Source organism: Micromonospora sp. WMMD956 (genome assembly GCF_029626125.1).
Lineage (GTDB): Bacteria > Actinomycetota > Actinomycetes > Mycobacteriales > Micromonosporaceae > Micromonospora > Micromonospora carbonacea.
In genome coordinates, this window is sequence record NZ_JARUBI010000005.1 from 7,401,486 (window position 1) to 7,419,611 (window position 18,126).

Genomic DNA, 18,126 nt, shown 5'->3' on the forward strand with positions numbered 1-18,126 from the left:
CATGACTTCCGAGATCACCGGCCCCGCCCGGTCGGCGCTGGCCGACGCACCGCCGCCCGGAGACCCCGCCTACCAGCGTTACTGCCGCGAACTCGCCGCCCAGCTCCGGCACGGCTGGCCGGCCATCCGCAAGGCCAACGCCGAGGACCTGGCCAGCGCCCGCCGACGCCGGCTGCCCGAGACCCTGGTCGACCGGCTGGTCATGGGCGACGCCCAGCTCGCCTACCTGGCCGCCCTCGCCGACGCCGTCCACGACGCCCTACCGGCCGTGACCGCCCCAGGGCCGGAGATCCCGATCGGTGCCTGGGGCGTACGCCGGCAGGTGCCCCGCCCGCTCGGCCTGGTGCTGATGGTCTACGAGGCCCGGCCGACGGTCACCGTCGAGGGAGCGTTGCTGCCGGTCAGCGTCGGCAACGCGGTCCTGCTGCGCGCCGGCCGGGAGATCGCCGCGACCAACGTCGAGCTGGGAGCCGCCTGCCGGCAGGCAGCCGCGCTCGCCGGACTGCCGCCGGACCTGGTAACGGTCCTCGACGACCCGACCCGGGCCACGATGCGCGCCCTGCTGGCGCAGCCGGACTCGGTCGACGTCCTCGTCCCACGGGGCAGCCCGTCGCTGATCGACTACTGCCGCACCGCGACCTCGATTCCGGTGATCGCCAGCGGCGGCGGGGTTAACCACCTCTACGTCGACGACAGCGCCGACCTGCACTCGGCCGCCGCCATCGCACTGGACAGCAAGCTGCCCGACCCAACCGCCTGCAACGCGTTGGAGCTGGTCCTCGTCGAGGAGTCAGTCGCCCCCCGCTTCGTGGCGGCGCTGCTCGACCGGGCCGGCCGCGACGGCCGGAGATGCGTCCTGCGGATACCGCCCGAGCTGGCACCGGCCGGGGCGACGCCGGCCGATCCGACCGGCGCGGTCAGCGTGCAGCCGCTGGAGCCGCACGACCTCGGCCGGGAGTTCCTCGACCCGACCATCGGCGTGCTCGCCGTGACCGGGGTCGACCAGGCCATCGCCCATATCCGCCGGCACGGCTCCGGCCACACCGAGGGGATCGTCAGCACCGACCGGCCGACCGTCGACCGCTTCGTCGCCGGAGTGGACGCCGCGACCATCGTGGTCAACGGCTCACTGCGGCTGCACGACGGGCCGACCATGGGGATGGGACCGGAGCTCTCCATCTCCACCGGCCGGCTGCACGTGCGCGGCTCGGTGGGGCTGCCCGCCCTGCTGACCAGCAGTTGGCTCGTCCAGGCCCACGGCGCCCTCCGCGACGAGGTGCCGCCCCCCGCCGAGGCGCCCCGCCACCCCGACCCGCAGATGGGAGGCACCACCGATGCCTGACCAACCGTCCACCACCGACGTCGACCGGGCCGCCGTCGCCACCGCCGTCAAGCGGGTGGTGATCGCGGAGTCCCGGCTGGCGTACCGCCCCGAGGACATCGCCGACGACGAGCCGCTCAACGGCAAGCTGCTCCGGGTGAACTCGCTGGGGTTCCTCGGCATGCTGGTCCGGTTGGAGGACGACTTGGACCTGGTGCTGCCGGACGACATCTTCGTCGGCCGCAGCTTCACTCTGGTCTCCGACCTGATCGACGTGGTCGTCGAAGCCGCCGGGGCCGACCGATGAGCGCCGGGGCCACGCCGACGAGGTGGCGCAGTGTGCTGCCGCACCTGGGCTACCAGCTCCCGCCGGACCGCTCCCCGGTGCGCCCGGACGGCGCCCAGGTCACCGTCAACCTGCCGATGGAGCTGGTGCGGCAGAGCATCCGGCAGCGCGAACACTGGCCGATCCCGGACGAGGTGCTCGACGCGTACCGGCGGTTCCGGCCGACTCCACTGTGGCGGGCGACCGGCTTCGAACGCGCTGTCGGCGCCCGCATCCCGATCTACCTGAAGTACGAGGGCGGCAACATCTCCGGCAGCCACAAGCTGAACACCGCGCTCGCCCAGGCGTATTACTACCGGCAGGCCGGCGTCGAGGAACTGGTGACCGGCACCGGAGCCGGGCAGTGGGGTACCGCGCTGGCGGCGGCCTGCGCCTGGTTTGGGTTGCGCTGCACCGTGTTCATGGTCGGCTCCAGCCTGGAGCGCAAGCCGTACCGAGGGGTGCTGATGCGGATGCTCGGCGCCGAGCTGCACGCAAGCCCGAGCGGGCTCACCGAGGTTGCAAGGGCGACCGACGGCAGTACCGGCAACAGCCTGTCGCTCGCCATCGGCGAGGCCGTCGAGTACGCCGCCGAGCGCGACAGCGCGGCGTTCTGCATCGGCAGCGGTGAGACGTACAGCATCCTGCACCAGTCGGTGATCGGCCTGGAGGCCCTCGACCAGCTCGCCACGCTCGGCGTCGAGGCCGACACGGTGGTCGGCGCGGTCGGCGCCGGCTCCAACTTCGGCGGTGTCGCGCTGCCGTTCTTCGCCGACGCGGCGGCCCGGGGGGTGCCCGCGCCCCGGCTGGTCGCCGCCGAGTCGGCCGCCACCCCGAAACTCACCCGGGGGGTGTACGCCTACGACCGGACCGACGAGACCGGCACCGGACCGCTGGAGGCGATGTACACCATCGGCAGCGACTACAGGATCCCCGACTCTCACTCCGCCGGCCTGCGCTTCCACGGTGCGGCCAAGCTGATCTCCGCGATGCGGCACGCCGGTCAGGTCGAGGCGGTGGCCGTCGGGCAGGTCGCCGCCCTGGATGCCGGGCGGCACCTCACCCGGAGCGAGATGGTGCTGCCCGCGCCGGAGTCCGGGCACGCGCTGGCGGTCGCCGCGCAGCTCGCCGGTGGCCACACTGAGCGAGGGGCCTGGGGGCCGATCCTGGTCTGTGTCAGCGGCAGCGGATATCTCGACCTCGCCGCCTACCAGCAGTTGTTAGCCGGCGAGCTGACCGACGAGGAGCCAGCCGCCGCCATGTTGCGTGCCGCCCAGGCCGGCTTGGAGCCGGTACCCGCCGCGCCGATCCTCGCGCAGGTGCGCCGGTGAACGAGCCAGCGACGATCCGAGCCGAGCTGCTGGACTGCGTCCAGGTCAACCTGGCCGTGCTCGCCGACCGCTGGCACGGCACCGGCACTCATCTGCGGCTGGGCGCCAGCCTGGAGCTGCGGCCCCGGCCCGGCGCCGACGGGCTGCCGACCGTCGAGCCGGCGGTCCGCGAGCACCTCGCCGAGGCCACCGACCGGCTCGGCGTCGGCTGGTGCGAGCCGGGCGCCGGGCACCGGCCCGCCACCCCAACGACACCGGACACCGGGCCGCTGCGCCACACCGACGGCGCGGGGCTGGTGGCCGAGGTCACCGAGCACGGGCTCTGCTACGTGGTCGCCGACGCGTACCACCTGCGGTGGGTGCCCTACCACGGGCAGCGCCACATTGAGCACAGCTTCCTTATCGAGCCGGACGGCTCCGGGTTCGCGGTCACCGACGCGTACCACAACGACACGCCGTGGGGCGCGGCCCGGCCGGGCCGGTGGACGCTGACCGGCGCGGAGCTGGCCGCCGCCGTGCCGGACGGGGCCGTGGTGGCCGGTCCGGTGCCGGGTGAGCTGCCGGCGGCCCCGCAGCCGGGGTACGCCGTCGACGCCGCGACCGTCGACGCCTACGTCGACGCCTACCGGGCGTACCCGGATCGAGTGGTGGCCCTGGACGCGCTCACCCTCCAGACGTGGCTGCTGGCCCGGCAGCGCCGGCTGCACGCCGCCTACCGGGCGGCCCACCGGGGCGGTGCCGAGACGGCGGCCGAGGCGGCGCAGCTCGCCCGCTGGGACCGGGTGGTGGAGCAGACCTACCTCGCGGCCCGCCGGGTGCAGCGCGGTCGGCCCGAGCCGGCCGGCCTGCTGGCGACGTTTGCCGAGGCGCTCGACACCGACCGTTCGGTGTTCGCCGCTGCACCGGCCCGGCCGGCGCCACCGGCCGCCGTCGCCGGGACGGTCCGGCCCGAGCTGAGCGCCGAGGTCACCGAGGTGGTCCGGTCGGTCCTCCAGCTCGACGACACCGGGCCGGGCCTGACCGCGGCCACCGCGCTCGACACCGTGCCGAGCTTCAGCTCCTTCCGCATGGTCGAGATCGTCGACCGGTTGGAGCAGCGGTTCCGGATCGAGTTCCACCCCGACGACCTGGTCCCCGAACGGCTGCACCGGGTCGCCGACCTGTGCGAGATCGTCCTGCGGGCCAGCCCCCGACAGGAGGCCGGCGCGACCCCCAGCGGAGGTTCCCATGCGGCCTGACCGCCTGCTGCACGACCTGCTCGACGACGCGGCCAACCGCTGGCCGTCACACCCGGCCGTCTCCGCCGGGGAGACCACCTGGACCTACCGGGACCTCGCCGTCGCCAGTGCCCGGATCGCAGGCTGGCTGGCCGGGCGCGGCGTCCGGCCCGGCCAGCGGGTCGTGGCGGTCGCCCCGTCCGCCGTGGGCCTGGTCGCCCTGGTGTACGCCGCGTCCCGGCTCGGCGCGGTCTTCTCGCTCCTGCACGAGCAGGTCCGGGGCCCGGCGCTGGCACACGTCCTCGACGACTGCGAGCCGGTCCTGCTGGTCAGCGACGACGACGCGGCCCGCACGCTGGCCGCCGACCGGGGCGTACCGACCGCCGGTGTCGCCGAGCTGGCCGCCGTCGGCACCGACCCGGAAGCAACGCGGTGGGAGCCGGCCCGGCGGCCCCTGGTGGTCGACCCGATCTGCCTGATCTACACCTCCGGCACCACCGCACAGCCCAAGGCCGTGGTCAGCACCCACCAGCAGGTGGCGTTCGTGGCCGGGGCGATCCAGTCCGTGCTCGGTTACCGCGCCGACGACGTCGTGTACTGCCCGCTGCCGCTCTCCTTCGACGTGGGGCTCTACCAGCTCTTCCTCGCCGCCCTCAGCGGTGCGCAGGTCCGGCTGGGCAGCCAGGCGGAGGTGGGGCCACCACTGCCGGGGATCCTGGAGCGGACCGGTGCCACCGTGCTGCCGGCGGTGCCCGCCGTCGCCGAGGCCCTGGCCCGGCTGCAACGCCGCACCGGTATCGCGCTGCCGAAGCTGCGCCTGCTCACCACCACCGGCGCCGCGATGCCCGCGCCGGTCCTGCGCGACCTGCGGGCCGGGCTGCCCGACCTGCGGATCCAGGTGATGTTCGGGCTGACCGAGTGCAAGCGGGTGGCGATCATGCCGCCGGACGGTGACCTGGAACGGCCGGGCGCCTGCGGTGTCGCCTTGCCCGGCACCGAGGTCTTCACCATCGGCGCCGACGGCCGGCGGCTGCCGCCGGGGGAGATCGGCGAGTTCGTCATCCGTGGCCCGCACGTGATGGCCGGCTACTGGCGGCGCCCGGCGGAGACCGCCGCCCGCTATCACCGGGCCGAGGGCCTCTTTCCCGAGCTGCGCAGCGGCGACTACGGCTGGCTCGACGAGGACGGCTACCTCTACTTCCACGGTCGCCGCGACGACATCTACAAGGAACGCGGCTTTCGGGTGAGCACCACCGAGGTGGAGGCGGCGGCACGGCGCTGCCCGGGGGTCGAGGCGGCGGTGGTGCTCGCGCCGACCGAGGGACGCCCGGCGGTGCTGGTGGCGGTCGCCGACGGTACGGCCGACGAGCTGCTGCGGGCGATGCGCGGCCAGATCGAGGAGTACAAGGTGCCCCGGCGCGCGCTGGTGGTGCCGGCGCTGCCGTTGACCGCCAACGGCAAGGTCGACCGCCGTGCCGTCGCCGCACTCGTCGAGGAGCGCCACCATGTCTAGCCTCCGGGCCGGGCCCCGGTCGACCGTCCACGCGGTGGCGTCGTCGCTGGACACCACCCCGGCCTACCTCTACGACCTGGCCGAGGTGCGCGGCAACCTCGCCGCACTGTGTGCCGCCCTGCCCGAACCGACCACCGTGTACTACTCGCTCAAGGCGAACCCGCACCCGGACATTCTGCGGGAGCTGCTGCTCGGCGGGGCCCGTGCCGAGGTCTGCTCACCCGGTGAGCTGCACGCCGCCCTGGACGCCGGATGGCCGGCGGCGACCCTGCTCTACACCGGGCCGGGCAAGCGGGACACCGATCTCGACACGGCACTCGCCGCCGGGGTCCGGTCGTTCTCGGTCGACTCGGCGTACGCCATCGGCCAGCTCGACCGGCTCGCCGCCGCGCACCGGGCCCGGCTCACCTGCCTGCTGCGGATCAACGACAGCCGGCCGGCCCGGGGGCAGGGGCTGGCGATGACCGGTGTCGCGTCCCAGTTCGGGGTGGACACCGCCGAGGTGCTCGCGGCACCGGCCCACTTCGCCGGCACCGACCGGGTGCTGGTCGAGGGCCTGCACCTCTACATGGGCAGCAACATCGGTTCGGTCGACGAGCTGCTGGCGCAGTTCCGGCACGCACTGGAGACCGCCCGGGAGCTGGCGGCGGCGCTTGAGCCGGAGGGTGTCCGGTTCCGGGTGCTCGACCTCGGCGGGGGATTCGGTGCGCCGTTCGCCCAGCCCGGTCGACCGGTCGACCTGACCGGCCTGCGGGAGCGGCTCGCCGGGTTGCTCGACGAGCTGGCGACCGGTTGGCGGGACCGCCGACCCGAGGTCGTCTTCGAGTCCGGCCGGTATCTCGTGGCCACCGCCGGCACGCTGGTGGTCACGGTGATCGAGGCGAAGCGTTCGCACGACCGGGACGTGATCGTGCTCGACTCGGGGATCAACCACCTCGGTGGCATGTCGGGGCTGCGCCGGCTGCCACCACTCAACCCCCGGCTGCTCGCCGCCTCCGCCGACCTTGCCGCCTCCGCAGACCTTCCCGCTTCCGCCGACCTTGCCGACTCTGCCGAGCCCTCGGCCGGTGCGGGTGGTGCCGGCGTGGCCGTACCCACCCGGCCGACCCTGGTCACCGGCCCGCTCTGCACCCCGCTGGACACCTGGTCCCGCAGCGCCGACCTGCCGCCACTGCGTCCCGGTGACCGCCTCACCGTGCCCTCGGTCGGCGCGTACGGGCTCTACGCCAGCCTGCTCGCCTTCCTCGGGCACCCCATCCCGGACGAGGTCGTCCTCGACAGCGACGACCCGGACCGGGCACCGCGTACCACCCGCCTGGAACTGGCCCGCCGTCCCGAAAGGTCGTGACCACCCATGAGCACCCTGGACCCGCGCTTCGTCGCCATGCTGGAGCCCTTCCTGCCGTTCGCCGCCGGCGAGCCGATCACCGAGGAGTCGGACCTGCGCGAGCTGGGCCTCGACTCGATGCAGGCGATCGAGTTGATGTTCGCGGTGGAGGACACCTTCGCCGTGGTCCTGCCGGACGACGCGCTCACCGAGCACACCTTCGCCACCGCCGGCAGCCTGTGGCAGGTCGTCTCGCGCGCCATGGGCGACTCCGTGGTGACGTCGTGACCGCCCGGCCGGAGGCGACCGCGCTGGTCGAGCGGGTCTGCGCGGTGGCGGCCGGGCACGTCGACAAGACCGACGACCTGGCCAGCTTTCCCGTCGAGGCCCTCGACGAGCTGCGGGTCACGGGCCTGCTCGGCCTGCTGGTCGACCAGGCGCACGGTGGCCTGGGCGGCAACCTGCGCGACGTGCTCGCCGCCAGCATCCAGCTCGGCCGGGTCGACATGTCCCTGGCGATGATCTTCGTGATGCACTGCCAGCAAGTCGCCGCGGTGGTCGGTCACGCCGAGCCGAAGCTCGCCGACGAACTGCTGCCGGAGATCGCCGCCGGTCGGGTCTATCTCGCCTCGGTCACCACCGAGGCCGGCAAGGGCGGCCACCTGCTCAGCTCCGAGACCGAACTCGGCGTGGCGGCCGGCGAGCTGACCATCGACCGGTTCGCCCCGATCGTCACCGGTGGCGCGGTCGCGGACGGGTTCCTGGTCACCATGCGCAGCCCCGGTGCCCGCTCGGCCAACCAGGTCTCGCTGGTCTACGCCCACCGCGACCAACTGGAGGTGACCGCGTCCGGCGACTGGCAGCCGATGGGCATGCGGGCCAGTCACAGCCTCGCGTTGCGGCTCACCGGCCGGGTGCCGGAACACCAGGTCCTCGGTGGGCAGGGCGGCTTCCGGCAGATCGCCCTCCAGACCTTCGCCCCGTTGGCACACCTGGGCTGGTCCGCGTGCTGGTTGGGGACCGCGACCGGGGCGCTCTCCCGGGTGCTGCGGATGCTGCGCAGCCCGACCGGCCGGGGCAGCGCCGACCTCGACTCCGAGCTGCTGCTCACCCGCCTGTCGACGGCCCGCCAACGGGTCGACACGGTGCACGCGCTGCTCTGGCACACCGCCGACGTCGTCGAGTCGGCGCCGGAGCTGTCCGTACCCCGGGTGCAGTTGCTGCTCAACGCGCTGAAGATCACCGCCGCCGAGCAGTGCTACCAGGCCGTCGAGGCGCTCATCGACGCGGTCGGGCTGCGCCACGGGTACCTGCGCGGCTCGGTCACCGGGCTGGAACGCGCCCACCGTGACCTGCGGTCGGCGGCGCTGAACTACAGCAACGACCGGCTGCACCTGGCCGACGGCAAGCTGGCCCTGCTCGACCCGGACGTGCACCTTGTCTAGCGGGCCGGCGCTGGCCGTCGCCTCCCGGGCACCGGCCGACCCCGACGGCCGGTCACCGGACCTCCGCGCCGACCTGGACGCCGTGCTCGGTCCGGTGCCGCCGGACGCCGACGGGTGCGCGGTCTGGCGCGCGCTGGGCACCGGTGGCCTGCTCGACCGGTTCTACGCGCCGGGTCGTCCGGGTCACCGGATCGACCCGGACGCGCTGGCCACCACCCTGTCCACCCTGGACGCCGCCCGGCCCCCGGGGGTGACCCTCTCCGTCCTGGTCCAGGCGTCGACCGCCGTGCCGCTGCTCGCCGAGTTCGCCGCCGGGTCACCGCCGGCCACCGAGGCCCTGAAGCGGGTGCTCTCCGGCGCCGCCACCGTGGCACTCGCGGCCACCGACGCCGGCGCCGGCTCCGACCTCACCGCGCTGGCCACCACCGTCGAGTCCGGCGCCGACGGTGTCCTGACCGTCAGCGGCACCAAGAGGTGGATCACCGGGGCGACCCGGGCCGATCATCTGCTGGTGCTCGCCCGGCAACGGCCGGGCCGACACTTCACCTGCTTCAGCTGGGTGCTGGTGCCCGCCGGGGCGCCCGGGGTCACCGTGACCGCCGCCGACACCGACCTGTTCGGCGGTTCCGGGGTCGGCCACGTCGAGCTGGACCGGGTCCGACTGCCCGGGGCGCGCCTGCTGGGGCGTACCGGCCTGGGGTTGCCGCTCTTCGCCCGGCGAATGGCCACCGAGCGGCTCGCCGGTGCGCTCTGGGCGGTGGCGCTCTGCCGGCGGGTCATCGCCGACACCCGGGCCCGGCTGCTCCGGCGGCACGTCGCCGACGCCCCGTTGTGGCACTCCGACGCCGTCCGGCAGCGCCTCGCCCGCTGCCTGACCGAGGTGGTCAAGCTCGACGCGCTCTGCCGGGTGCTGGGCCCCGCCGCCGTCGACTCCGACGGTGCGGCCGGAGCGCTGCTCAAGGCGGCGGTCGGGCCGACCGTCGAGGTGGTGCTCGCCGAGTGCGCCCAGTTGCAGGGCGCCGACGGGTTCGCCGTCGGCGGGGCCCAGCGGCTGCGGGCCGAGGCCGCCGTCTTCGGTATCGGCGGTGGCACCACCGAGGTGGTGCTCGGCGTGGTCGCCGACCACGTCGACGCGATCCTGCGGCGGATCGACCGATGAACAGCGTACGGGTGCGGCTCCGGCCGGGCATCACGGTGCTGCTCGTACCGGCCGCCGACACATCGCCCGGTCCGGTGGACCGCGCCGCCGACGGATCGTCCGGTCCGGTGGCGGGGGACCGAGCCGGTCTGGAGGGCCTGCCGCCCTGGCGCCGGGCCGAACTCCTCGCCGGGCGTGCCGCGTTGCGCCACCTCCTCGCCGAGGTGCTTCCGGAGGCCCGGGACGCGACCGTCGCGTACGCCGACAGCGGCCGGCCGTACCTGGTCGGTTGGCCGTACGTCGGGATCAGCATCGCCCACGACGCCGGTAGTGTGGCGGCCGGCGTGGCGGTGGGCCACACCGTCGGGGTCGACGTGCAACATCCGGCCGACACGGTGCCGGACTCGCTGCTGCACCGCTGCCTGCGGCAGCACACCGACGAGCTGGCTCGACTCCCGATGCGCCACCGGGCCACCGAGCTGGCCTGGGTGTGGACGGTGCAGGAGGCGTGCGTCAAGGCTGCCGGCACCGGGATGGCCGGCCAGCCGTGGTCGATCGACGTCCGGCCCTACGCCCACCACGGGCGCTGGGGGCGCTACCGCTGGACCAGCCTGCGTGAGGCGTCCGACATCCCGTTCAGCTGTGCCTACGCCCCACTCCCAGGGAGCCGATGATGCTCGGGTATCCGGAGTTGACCTGCTATACCACCAACCTGGTGGCCTGTCTGGAGCCGACCGACCCGGCGGTGCGGCAGCGGCTGGCCGACGGTGTCCGGCTCGCCGTCCGGACCGACCTGCCGGACGGGCTCGCGTTCTCGCACCACCCGCGACTGGACGTGGACGACCGGGGGTACGGCCTGACCTACCGCTCGGCACCGGCCTGGGAACCGGCGCGGGCGGAGCTGCGCGCCGAGCTGGCCGAGGCCGGTCAGGTGCTCGCCTGCGGTGACACGTACCAGCTTCCCTGGTCGCCGTCATACGGCCGGACGCACGCACCACACTGGCTGCTACTGCGCGAGCACGACCAGGGGCGCTGGCTGGTCGCCGACCACTTCGCCGCACTGACCCCGGCCGGGTGGCAGGACCCGTACCTCGGGTGGTTAGACGACGCGCAACTGTCGGCGGCCCTGCGACCGATCGCCGACCCGGCCCCCGAGCAGGTCGACCGAGACCGGTACGCGCTCGGCACGCCGGTCGAGCTGCCCCCGGTGACCCACGTCCGCTGGCTGGCCCGCCACCCCGACGCGGCCACCACCCGGGAGGGGACCTGGATCGACGAGCCGGGCGCCGCGCTGCGGCACGTGGCACAGACCCTGCTCGCCAACGGTCAGCTGCTCGCTCGGCACATCGAGGACCTCTGGGCGGCCAGCCGGCACTTCCGGTACCGGCACGGCGAGCACGCCGCCGCCGGCCGGATCGACCCGCACGCGGCCCAGGTCGCGTGCGACGCCTGGGAGCAGTTGCCGCGTGCCCTGCGCTTCGCCGCCGACTCGGCCACTCGTGGCCGGCCCCGCCCCGGCGTACTGACACAGGCCTTCGACCAGTTGATCAGCACCCTGCCCGCCTGCGTCGCCACGATCGAGGAGTCGCCATGACCGCTGCCTCCGGACCCCCGCATCCGACCTCGCTCTATGGCTGGTTCGCCCGCTCGGCCGCCCTGCACCCGTCCGCGACGGCGCTCGAGGTCGGCGAGCACGTCGTCAGCTACGCCCGGCTGGAGTCGATCGCCGGACGGTTGGCCGCCGGGCTGATCGAGGCGAACGGGGGACGCCGGCCCGCCCGGGTCGGGCTGCTCGCCGGCCGCACCCTCGCCGCCTACGCGGGCTACCTCGCCGTGACCCGGCTCGGCAGTGCCGTCGTACCGCTGAATCCGTCCTTTCCGGCCGCGCGCAATGCGGCGATCACCCGAGCGGCCGAGCTGGACCTGGTCCTGGCCCAGGCCGGCGGCGCCGCGGCCGAGCTGCCGACGCCGCTGCTGACGGTCGACGACGCGACGCTGGCCACCGGGGAGCCGGCCGCCGCGGGCCCGCTGCCGGCCGCTGCCGAGCCGGCGCCGACCGAGCTGGCGTACATCCTGTTCACCTCCGGCTCGACCGGGGTGCCGAAGGGGGTGCCGATCCGGCATCGCAACGTCTGCGCCTACCTGGGTCATATCATCGAGCGTCTCGGCCTCGGGCCGGGCTGCCGGGTCTCGCAGACCTTCGACCTCACCTTCGACGTCTCGGTGCTCGACCTGTTCGCCACGTTCGGCTCCGGCGCTACGCTCGTCGTACCCGGCCGCAACGACATCCTGACCCCGGTCCGCTTCGTCCAGCGCCGCAGCCTGACGCACTGGTTCTCGGTGCCCTCGGTGATCTCCTTCGCCCAGCGGCTGCGGGCCCTGCCGCCGGACTCGATGCCGACGTTGCGGCGCAGCATGTTCGCCGGCGAGCCGTTCACCCTCCAGCAGGCGCGGGCCTGGGCGGCTGCGGCACCGGCCAGCGTGGTGGAGAACGGCTACGGCCCGACCGAGCTGACCGTCACCTGCACCGGGTACGCGCTGCCCCGGGATCCCGACCGGTGGCCCGCCCCACCGAACGGCACCGTGCCGATCGGCACCGGCTTCGCCGGGCTGGAGTATCTGGTGCTCGACGAGGACGGCTGTCCGGCCGGCGAGGGTGAGTTGTGCGTCCGTGGCGCGCAGCGCTTCCCGGGCTATCTCGATCCGGCCGACAACGCCGGCCGGTTCCTGGCCCACGACGGCGGCACCGCGACGGCGTACGACCCGGCCACGCCGCTCACCGACGCGCACTGGTACCGCACCGGGGACCGGGTCCGGGTCACCGCCGACGGCTTCGTCCACTGTGGTCGACTAGACCACCAGGTGCAGATCCAGGGGTACCGGGTCGAGCTGGGCGAGGTCGAGGCCGTTCTCCGGGAACAGCCCGGGGTACGCGAGGCGATCGTCGTCGCCCGGAGCGGGCCCGGTGGCGAGCAGGTCCTCGACGCCGCCTACACCGGCACCCCGCAGGACCGGGAGACCCTGCTGGCCGCGTTGCGCGGCCGGCTCCCCGCCTACATGGTGCCCACCACCCTGGCGGCCTTCGACGACTTCCCGCTCAACGCCAACGGCAAGATCGACCGGCGGGCGCTCGCGGAGGTGCTGGCCCGATGAGGCAGCCACCCGCCGCCGTCGACACCACGCTGTCGCCGGCCGCCTTCCGGGACGCCATGATCCGGTTCGCCGCCACCGTCACCGTGGTCACCACCGGCACCGCCGAGCAGCCGGTGGGCTGCACCGCGACATCGGTCCTGTCCATCTCGGCAGACCCGCCGAGCATCGGGGTCTCGTTCGACTCCGGCAGCCGGACCCTGCGGGCGATCCTCGACGCCGGCACCTTCGCGGTCAACGTGCTCGCCCGGGGGCAGTGGGCGCTCTGTGCCCGGTTCGCCACCGGGGCGCCGCAGCACCGCTTCGACGACGTGCCGATCGAGCACCGGTACGGCGTCCCGCTGCTCACCCAGGCCGCCAGCAGCGTGGTCTGCCGGGTGCTGGGCACCGCCCCGCTGCTCGACCACACCCTGGTCATCGGCCAGGTGCTGCACGCCGAGGCGGGCACCGGGGAGGGCCCACTCGTCTCGTACGAACGTCAACCGCACCGTCTGCTCCGGGAGTTGCCATGACCGTGGAACCGTCCGCCCCGCAACAGGAGGCGCTCTGGTGGGTGCAGCAGCGGTCGACGCGTAAGGACCTCTACAACCTCACCTGGCGGATGGCCGTCGGCGACCTCGACCCGACGGTGCTCGGCCGGGCCTGGCAGGCCGTGGTGGACCGGCACGAGGCGCTGCGCACCGCGCTGGTCGCCCACGACGGCGCGGTCTGGCAGGAGATCTCCGCGACGGCTCCGGCCGTACTCACCGAGCTGGCCTGGCCGGCACCGGCCGCGCCGGCCGGCACCGACCTGTTCGACCTGGTCGCCACGCACACCCACCGTCGGCCGTTCGAGCTGGGGCGGGCACCGCTGGCCCGGCTCTGCCTGGTCACCGTCGGCGACCGGCACGAGTTGCTGCTCACCGTCCACCACGCGGTGCTCGACGGCTGGTCGGTGCAGCGGGTCGTCAAGGAGCTGGCTCAGGCGTACGACATCGAGAGCCGCCGGCCGGGCGGTGCGTCGACCGCCTTCGACAGCGAGCCGGTGCCGTTCCTGCCGCACGCGCGGGCCGCCCGGACGGCGCTCGCCGACGGGAGCTGGCAGGAGAGCATCGACTTCTGGGTGCGGCACCTCGGCGGCGGGGAGCCGGTCGCCTGCGCCACGGTGCTCCCCGACCGGGCTCCGGCCGGCCGGGCCCCCGACGACCTCGGGTCACCCGGCGCGGTGCTGCGTCACCGGCTGAGCCCGGCCGCCGTCGACGGGGTGCGGGGGTTGACCAAGCGGGGTGGTATGACGCCGATCGCCGGATATCTGGCCGCCGTGCACGTCGTCCTCGCCCGGGGTGGTGCCGGTACCCGGGTGGCCGTCGGTGTCGCGGTGGCGAACCGGCTCGGCGAGCGCGACGAACGGTGCGTGGGATACCTGACCAACGTGGTGGTAGCCGCCGGCACCGTACACGACGACGACACCTTGGACGAGGTGGTGGGCCGGGCCCGGGACGACTTCTGGGATGGCCTGGAGCACCAGCAGGTGCCGTACGCGGTGATGCACGCCGCCCTGCCGGTCGAGGCACGCGAACGCATCGGTGCCATGCCGGCGGTGCTGCTGACCTACCACGGTCACATCGGCGGCAGTGTGCGGCTCGGTGACCGGGAGACCGAGCTGCTGGCGAGCCCCAGCACCGGGGCAACCAACGATCTCGCCCTCGGCGTCTTCGAGCACCCCGACGGCACCACCGTCGAGGTGGAGTACGACACCGGCCGGTTCGACGCGGCGACGGTGTTGCGGTTCCTCGCCGACCTCGACGGGGTGCTCGCGCACGGCGGCCGGGCCGACGTGCCGGTGCAAGCGCTCCGGGTGGCCTCCCGCACCGCACCGGCGTACCGGATCGCGTCGGCGCATCGGGTCGGGCCGGCGAACGGGTCAGCGGGCCCTCCGGTAGCGGACGGATCGACGGTCGGGCCGGTGAACCCGGTCGCGGACGTCGTCACCGGGCTGTGGCGACGGACGCTGCGGGTCGACGAGGCGACGGCCGACACCGACTTCTTCGACCTCGGCGGCCACTCGTTGCAGGTCTTCGACCTGATGGCGGAGATCGAACGGCACACCGGCGCACCGGTCGACGTGCTGGAGTGGCTGGACCGGCCGACCCTCGGCCGGCTGATCACACTCAGCGGGCCACCCGGCACCGGTACCGAAACGGCCGAAATGGACGGCCCGGCGGGAGACGCGACACTGCGCGCCGGGACCGGCGACGGGGTGCACCTGCACCTGATCCGTCCGGCGGGCGGTGCCGACCACTCCATCTACCGGGAGCTGGTGGCGGCACTGCCGCAGTCCTGGCGGATCACCGGCGCACCGGACGACGACGCCTGGACCGTGCCGGCGCTGGCCGAGCGGTACGCCTCGGCGCTGCTCGCCCAGCCGAGACTGCCGGACATCATCGGCGGCTGGTCGTTCGGCGGGCTGGTCGCCTACGCGATCACCCTGCGGCTGCGCCAGCAGGGTGTCCAACCCCCTCGGCTGCTGATCGTCGACTCGTCGCCACCGGACGGCGCGCCCGCCAACGACGACGAGGGGGATCTGGAGGCCTTCGTCGGCGTGATCCTGCGCTCGATCGACGCCGGGCACCTGGTGCCGCCGCGCCTGCGGCTCGACGACGACGACGTGGAGCACGGTCTCGGGGTGCTCGACGCGCTCCTGCACGGGCACGGCTCGCCGGTGCCGATCGAGGTGCTGCGGCACCGGCTCACGGCGATGGTCCGGCACTGGCGGGCGATGGGCGGTTACGTGTCGACCGAGCCGGTCGACACCCCGGCCGTCCTGGTGGACGCCGAACTCGGCCACGCCGATGTCGAGGGGTGGACCACACTGCTCGGTTCGGGCACTATCGTCGTCGATGTGGACACCGACCATTACGCCGCAATGAAGGAGCCCTCCGTCCGGGGCATCGCCGCCGCGTTGACAAAGCTGGCCGAGTCGACCGTCGAGGTTGGAGCATCGATCGGTGACCGGTAACGAGCGGTCGACGACCGATGCCAGTGTCGCCGCCGACAGCGGGACGGTGCTGACCGCCGGTCCGCACCAGGCAGGGAAACCGCCGGACACCTCGGCGACGCCCTCCCCGGTCGCCGGTGCGCGCAACTCGTTCGCCCTGGTCGCCTTCACGGCCCTGACGAACCTGGCCGACGGCGTCACCAAGATCGTGCTGCCGCTGCTGGCGACCCAGTTGACCAGTTCACCAGCGCAGGTCGCCGGGGTGGCGATCACGCTGACTCTGCCCTGGCTGCTGGCCTCCCTGCACGTCGGTGTGCTGGTCGACAGGTTCGACCGACGACGGCTGCTCTGGCTGGCCGACGGCGCCCGGACGCTGGTCGTGGTCACCCTCGCCTGGCTCTATCTCGCCGACGGGCTCACCATGCCCGCGCTGTATGTCGGTGGGTTGGTCCTCGGGGTGGCGGAGGTGGTCGCGCTGACCGCCGCCGTGGCGATGATCCCGGCGGCCGTGCCGCGTTCCGGCCGGGAGCGGACCAACGCGTGGATCGCCGGGGCGGAGACCGTCTGCAACGAGTTCGCCGGCCCGTTCGTCGGCGGCCTGCTGGTCGCGCTCGGCAGCGCGATCGCGCTCGGCGCGACGGCTGTCGCGTACGTGGCCGGCGCCCTGCTGCTGGTGCTGCTGGTGGGCCGGTTCCGGCCGGTGGCCGTGACCGGTGACGAGCCTCCCAAGGTACGGCGCCAGATCGTGGAGGGGTTGTCCTTCCTCTGGCGGCAGCGGCTGCTGCGCTTCATGGCGCTCGCGCTGACGGTGCTCTGCTCGGCCTGGGCCGTCTGGCTGGCGCTGATGCCGCTGATGGCTACCCAGGTCATGCGCGCCAGTCCCCAGGAGTATGGCCTGATGCTGAGCATGCTCGGCGTCGGCGGCCTGGTGGGTGCCGCCACCGTCGGCTGGATCAACCGGCTGCTCGGGCAGCGGTGGGCGCTCTTCGGCGACCTGCTCGGCACGGTGGTCATGGTCGGGATTCCGGCGGTCACCACGAACGTCGTCGCGGTTTCCGTGGCCGCGTTCCTGGGCGGCATGGGTGGGGTGCTCTGGACGGTGAACTCCCGGACCATCAGCCAGGCGCTGGTCCCCGACGAGTTGCTCGGCCGGTACAACGCGGCGGCCCGGTTGTTCAGTTGGGGGGCGATGCCGGTCGGTGCGGCGATCGGCGGAGCGGTCGCCCAGCTGTTCGGGCTGCGGGTGACGTTCGCCCTGTTCGCCCTCGTTGCGGCGGTGCTGATCGTCCCGTTCTTCGTGGTGATCCGCCCCGAGCTGCTGGCGGAGGCGACCTCCGCCGAGCGCTGAGCCCGCCCCGCGTCACCCTGCCCGCCCGACCGCCCCGGCACGATGATCAGCGCCGGAGCGGCCGGGCGGTCGGGTGGCCAGGTGCGGTCGGGCGGGCGCGGCTAGTGTGCTGAGTCGTTAATTCGTTGGCAGTATGTGGTGATGGTTTCGAGGATGTCGTCAGCCGTCTTGGTCCAGACGAAGGGCTTGGGGTTGGCGTTCCATGCGTCGATCCAGGCGGCTACGTCGGCTTCCAGGTCGGCGTTGATCTGGCTGCTCACCCGTGGAGAAGCGGCTCCGCTGCGGCTCGGCGCCGGCAAGCCGTACGGGTTCGGCGTCGTCGCCGCCCGGCTCGACACGGACCGTACTCGGGTGTGGGACGGCGCCGGGGTTCGTGCCGGCTGGCTACGCCTGACCCGGCCCGACCCCGTCGACCCGGCCAGGCTCACCGAGTTGGCGGACCGGTTCGAGACCACCGCCAGTGGAAACGAGGTCCTGCGGGAGGCGACCCAGTCGTACCTGGCCGCCGCAAGGGCGGTCGACGGTCCTCGCGGCAGGGCCACGCCGACGATTCGACGTCTCCGGCGGCATCCGGATCGGCGCGACGGCGACGGTGCGACTCGACGCCGACGCCCGGCTGATCGGTGCGCTGCGCGAATGGGGTCTGGGGCTGTCGAACATCCAGGGCTTCGGATGGGTGAGGTGAGCTAGGCGGATGCCGGGCGGGTGGTGCTGGCCTTGACCGCGCATCCGCTGCAGCGTTGCGGCGCCAAGCCGCCGCACGGGGTAGCCAGTCGGGCCAGCCCCGGTGGCGTCGCCCGACACGTTCTGGAAGCCGTCGCCCGCCGGCTTGTCGACGACGTCATCGCGGTGTCGAGCCTGCCGAAAGAGATCCCGAACCCAGACTGGTGAAAGGTGCTCTTCGCGCTCTTCCTTGGCGGTAGCCGAGCGGCGGGCCCGTGACGCCGAAGGGCGCACCACCGAGGCTGGGCCGGCCGCCCCTGGAACCCTTCTTCCGCGGGTTGGCCGCCTGATGGACCGCCCCTAGTTTCCAG

At 73.8% G+C, this 18,126-nt stretch carries 16 protein-coding genes and 1 pseudogene; 16 read left to right on the forward strand and 1 reads right to left on the reverse strand.

The window, feature by feature from the left end:
- Position 1 precedes the first annotated feature (1 nt).
- Genes O7628_RS32010 through O7628_RS32080 form a run of 15 tightly spaced genes read left to right on the forward strand, consistent with a single transcriptional unit; the run spans position 2 to position 17,092 of the window.
- Positions 2 to 1,342, forward strand: a complete 1,341-nt coding sequence (locus tag O7628_RS32010; protein ID WP_278136072.1) for a glutamate-5-semialdehyde dehydrogenase — start codon at positions 2 to 4, stop codon at positions 1,340 to 1,342.
- Positions 1,335 to 1,628 (forward strand): acyl carrier protein, encoded by a 294-nt coding sequence (locus O7628_RS32015; RefSeq protein WP_278136073.1) that lies wholly within the window; start codon positions 1,335 to 1,337, stop codon positions 1,626 to 1,628. The genes O7628_RS32010 and O7628_RS32015 overlap by 8 nt, the downstream gene beginning before the upstream one ends.
- Positions 1,625 to 2,977: a TrpB-like pyridoxal phosphate-dependent enzyme gene (locus O7628_RS32020; RefSeq protein WP_278136074.1), complete on the forward strand. Its 1,353-nt coding sequence runs from the start codon at positions 1,625 to 1,627 to the stop codon at positions 2,975 to 2,977. Before O7628_RS32015 ends, O7628_RS32020 begins: the two co-directional genes overlap by 4 nt.
- The gene (locus tag O7628_RS32025; RefSeq protein ID WP_278136075.1) at positions 2,974 to 4,215 is read left to right on the forward strand and encodes an acyl carrier protein; all 1,242 of its coding nucleotides are present in this window, start codon (positions 2,974 to 2,976) and stop codon (positions 4,213 to 4,215) included. The genes O7628_RS32020 and O7628_RS32025 overlap by 4 nt, the downstream gene beginning before the upstream one ends.
- Positions 4,205 to 5,707, forward strand: coding sequence for a class I adenylate-forming enzyme family protein (locus O7628_RS32030; protein ID WP_278136076.1), 1,503 nt, complete (start codon positions 4,205 to 4,207; stop codon positions 5,705 to 5,707). The genes O7628_RS32025 and O7628_RS32030 overlap by 11 nt, the downstream gene beginning before the upstream one ends.
- Positions 5,700 to 7,055, forward strand: coding sequence for a type III PLP-dependent enzyme (locus O7628_RS32035; RefSeq protein ID WP_278136077.1), 1,356 nt, complete (start codon positions 5,700 to 5,702; stop codon positions 7,053 to 7,055). Before O7628_RS32030 ends, O7628_RS32035 begins: the two co-directional genes overlap by 8 nt.
- A gap of 6 nt (positions 7,056 to 7,061) precedes the next feature.
- Entirely contained in the window at positions 7,062 to 7,322 is a 261-nt protein-coding gene (locus O7628_RS32040) for a phosphopantetheine-binding protein (protein ID WP_278136078.1), read from the forward strand.
- Complete coding sequence (locus O7628_RS32045; RefSeq protein ID WP_278136079.1) at positions 7,319 to 8,479, forward strand: acyl-CoA dehydrogenase family protein; 1,161 nt, start codon at positions 7,319 to 7,321, stop codon at positions 8,477 to 8,479. The genes O7628_RS32040 and O7628_RS32045 overlap by 4 nt, the downstream gene beginning before the upstream one ends.
- On the forward strand, positions 8,472 to 9,638 hold the full coding sequence (locus O7628_RS32050; RefSeq protein ID WP_278136080.1) for an acyl-CoA dehydrogenase: 1,167 nt from the start codon (positions 8,472 to 8,474) through the stop codon (positions 9,636 to 9,638). The genes O7628_RS32045 and O7628_RS32050 overlap by 8 nt, the downstream gene beginning before the upstream one ends.
- Entirely contained in the window at positions 9,635 to 10,291 is a 657-nt protein-coding gene (locus tag O7628_RS32055; RefSeq protein WP_278136081.1) for a 4'-phosphopantetheinyl transferase superfamily protein, read from the forward strand. The genes O7628_RS32050 and O7628_RS32055 overlap by 4 nt, the downstream gene beginning before the upstream one ends.
- A complete protein-coding gene (locus O7628_RS32060; protein ID WP_278136082.1) occupies positions 10,291 to 11,211 on the forward strand; it encodes a hypothetical protein in 921 nt (306 codons plus the stop codon). Before O7628_RS32055 ends, O7628_RS32060 begins: the two co-directional genes overlap by 1 nt.
- Positions 11,208 to 12,770, forward strand: coding sequence for an amino acid adenylation domain-containing protein (locus tag O7628_RS32065; protein ID WP_278136083.1), 1,563 nt, complete (start codon positions 11,208 to 11,210; stop codon positions 12,768 to 12,770). The genes O7628_RS32060 and O7628_RS32065 overlap by 4 nt, the downstream gene beginning before the upstream one ends.
- The gene (locus tag O7628_RS32070) at positions 12,767 to 13,279 is read left to right on the forward strand and encodes a flavin reductase family protein (protein WP_278136084.1); all 513 of its coding nucleotides are present in this window, start codon (positions 12,767 to 12,769) and stop codon (positions 13,277 to 13,279) included. The genes O7628_RS32065 and O7628_RS32070 overlap by 4 nt, the downstream gene beginning before the upstream one ends.
- A complete protein-coding gene (locus O7628_RS32075; RefSeq protein ID WP_278136085.1) occupies positions 13,276 to 15,765 on the forward strand; it encodes a condensation domain-containing protein in 2,490 nt (829 codons plus the stop codon). The genes O7628_RS32070 and O7628_RS32075 overlap by 4 nt, the downstream gene beginning before the upstream one ends.
- Positions 15,755 to 17,092 (forward strand): MFS transporter, encoded by a 1,338-nt coding sequence (locus O7628_RS32080; protein WP_278136086.1) that lies wholly within the window; start codon positions 15,755 to 15,757, stop codon positions 17,090 to 17,092. Before O7628_RS32075 ends, O7628_RS32080 begins: the two co-directional genes overlap by 11 nt.
- A 101-nt stretch (positions 17,093 to 17,193) precedes the next feature.
- On the opposite strand, the pseudogene O7628_RS32085 reads toward O7628_RS32080, so the two are convergent.
- Positions 17,194 to 17,328: pseudogene (locus O7628_RS32085) on the reverse strand (IS630 family transposase); the annotation flags it as partial.
- Positions 17,329 to 17,797: 469 nt separating this feature from the next.
- Here O7628_RS32085 and O7628_RS32090 point away from each other — a divergent pair.
- Positions 17,798 to 17,983 carry a hypothetical protein gene (locus tag O7628_RS32090; protein ID WP_278136087.1) on the forward strand — a complete coding sequence of 62 codons (186 nt, stop codon included), beginning with the start codon at positions 17,798 to 17,800 and terminating at the stop codon, positions 17,981 to 17,983.
- Positions 17,984 to 18,126 lie beyond the last annotated feature (143 nt).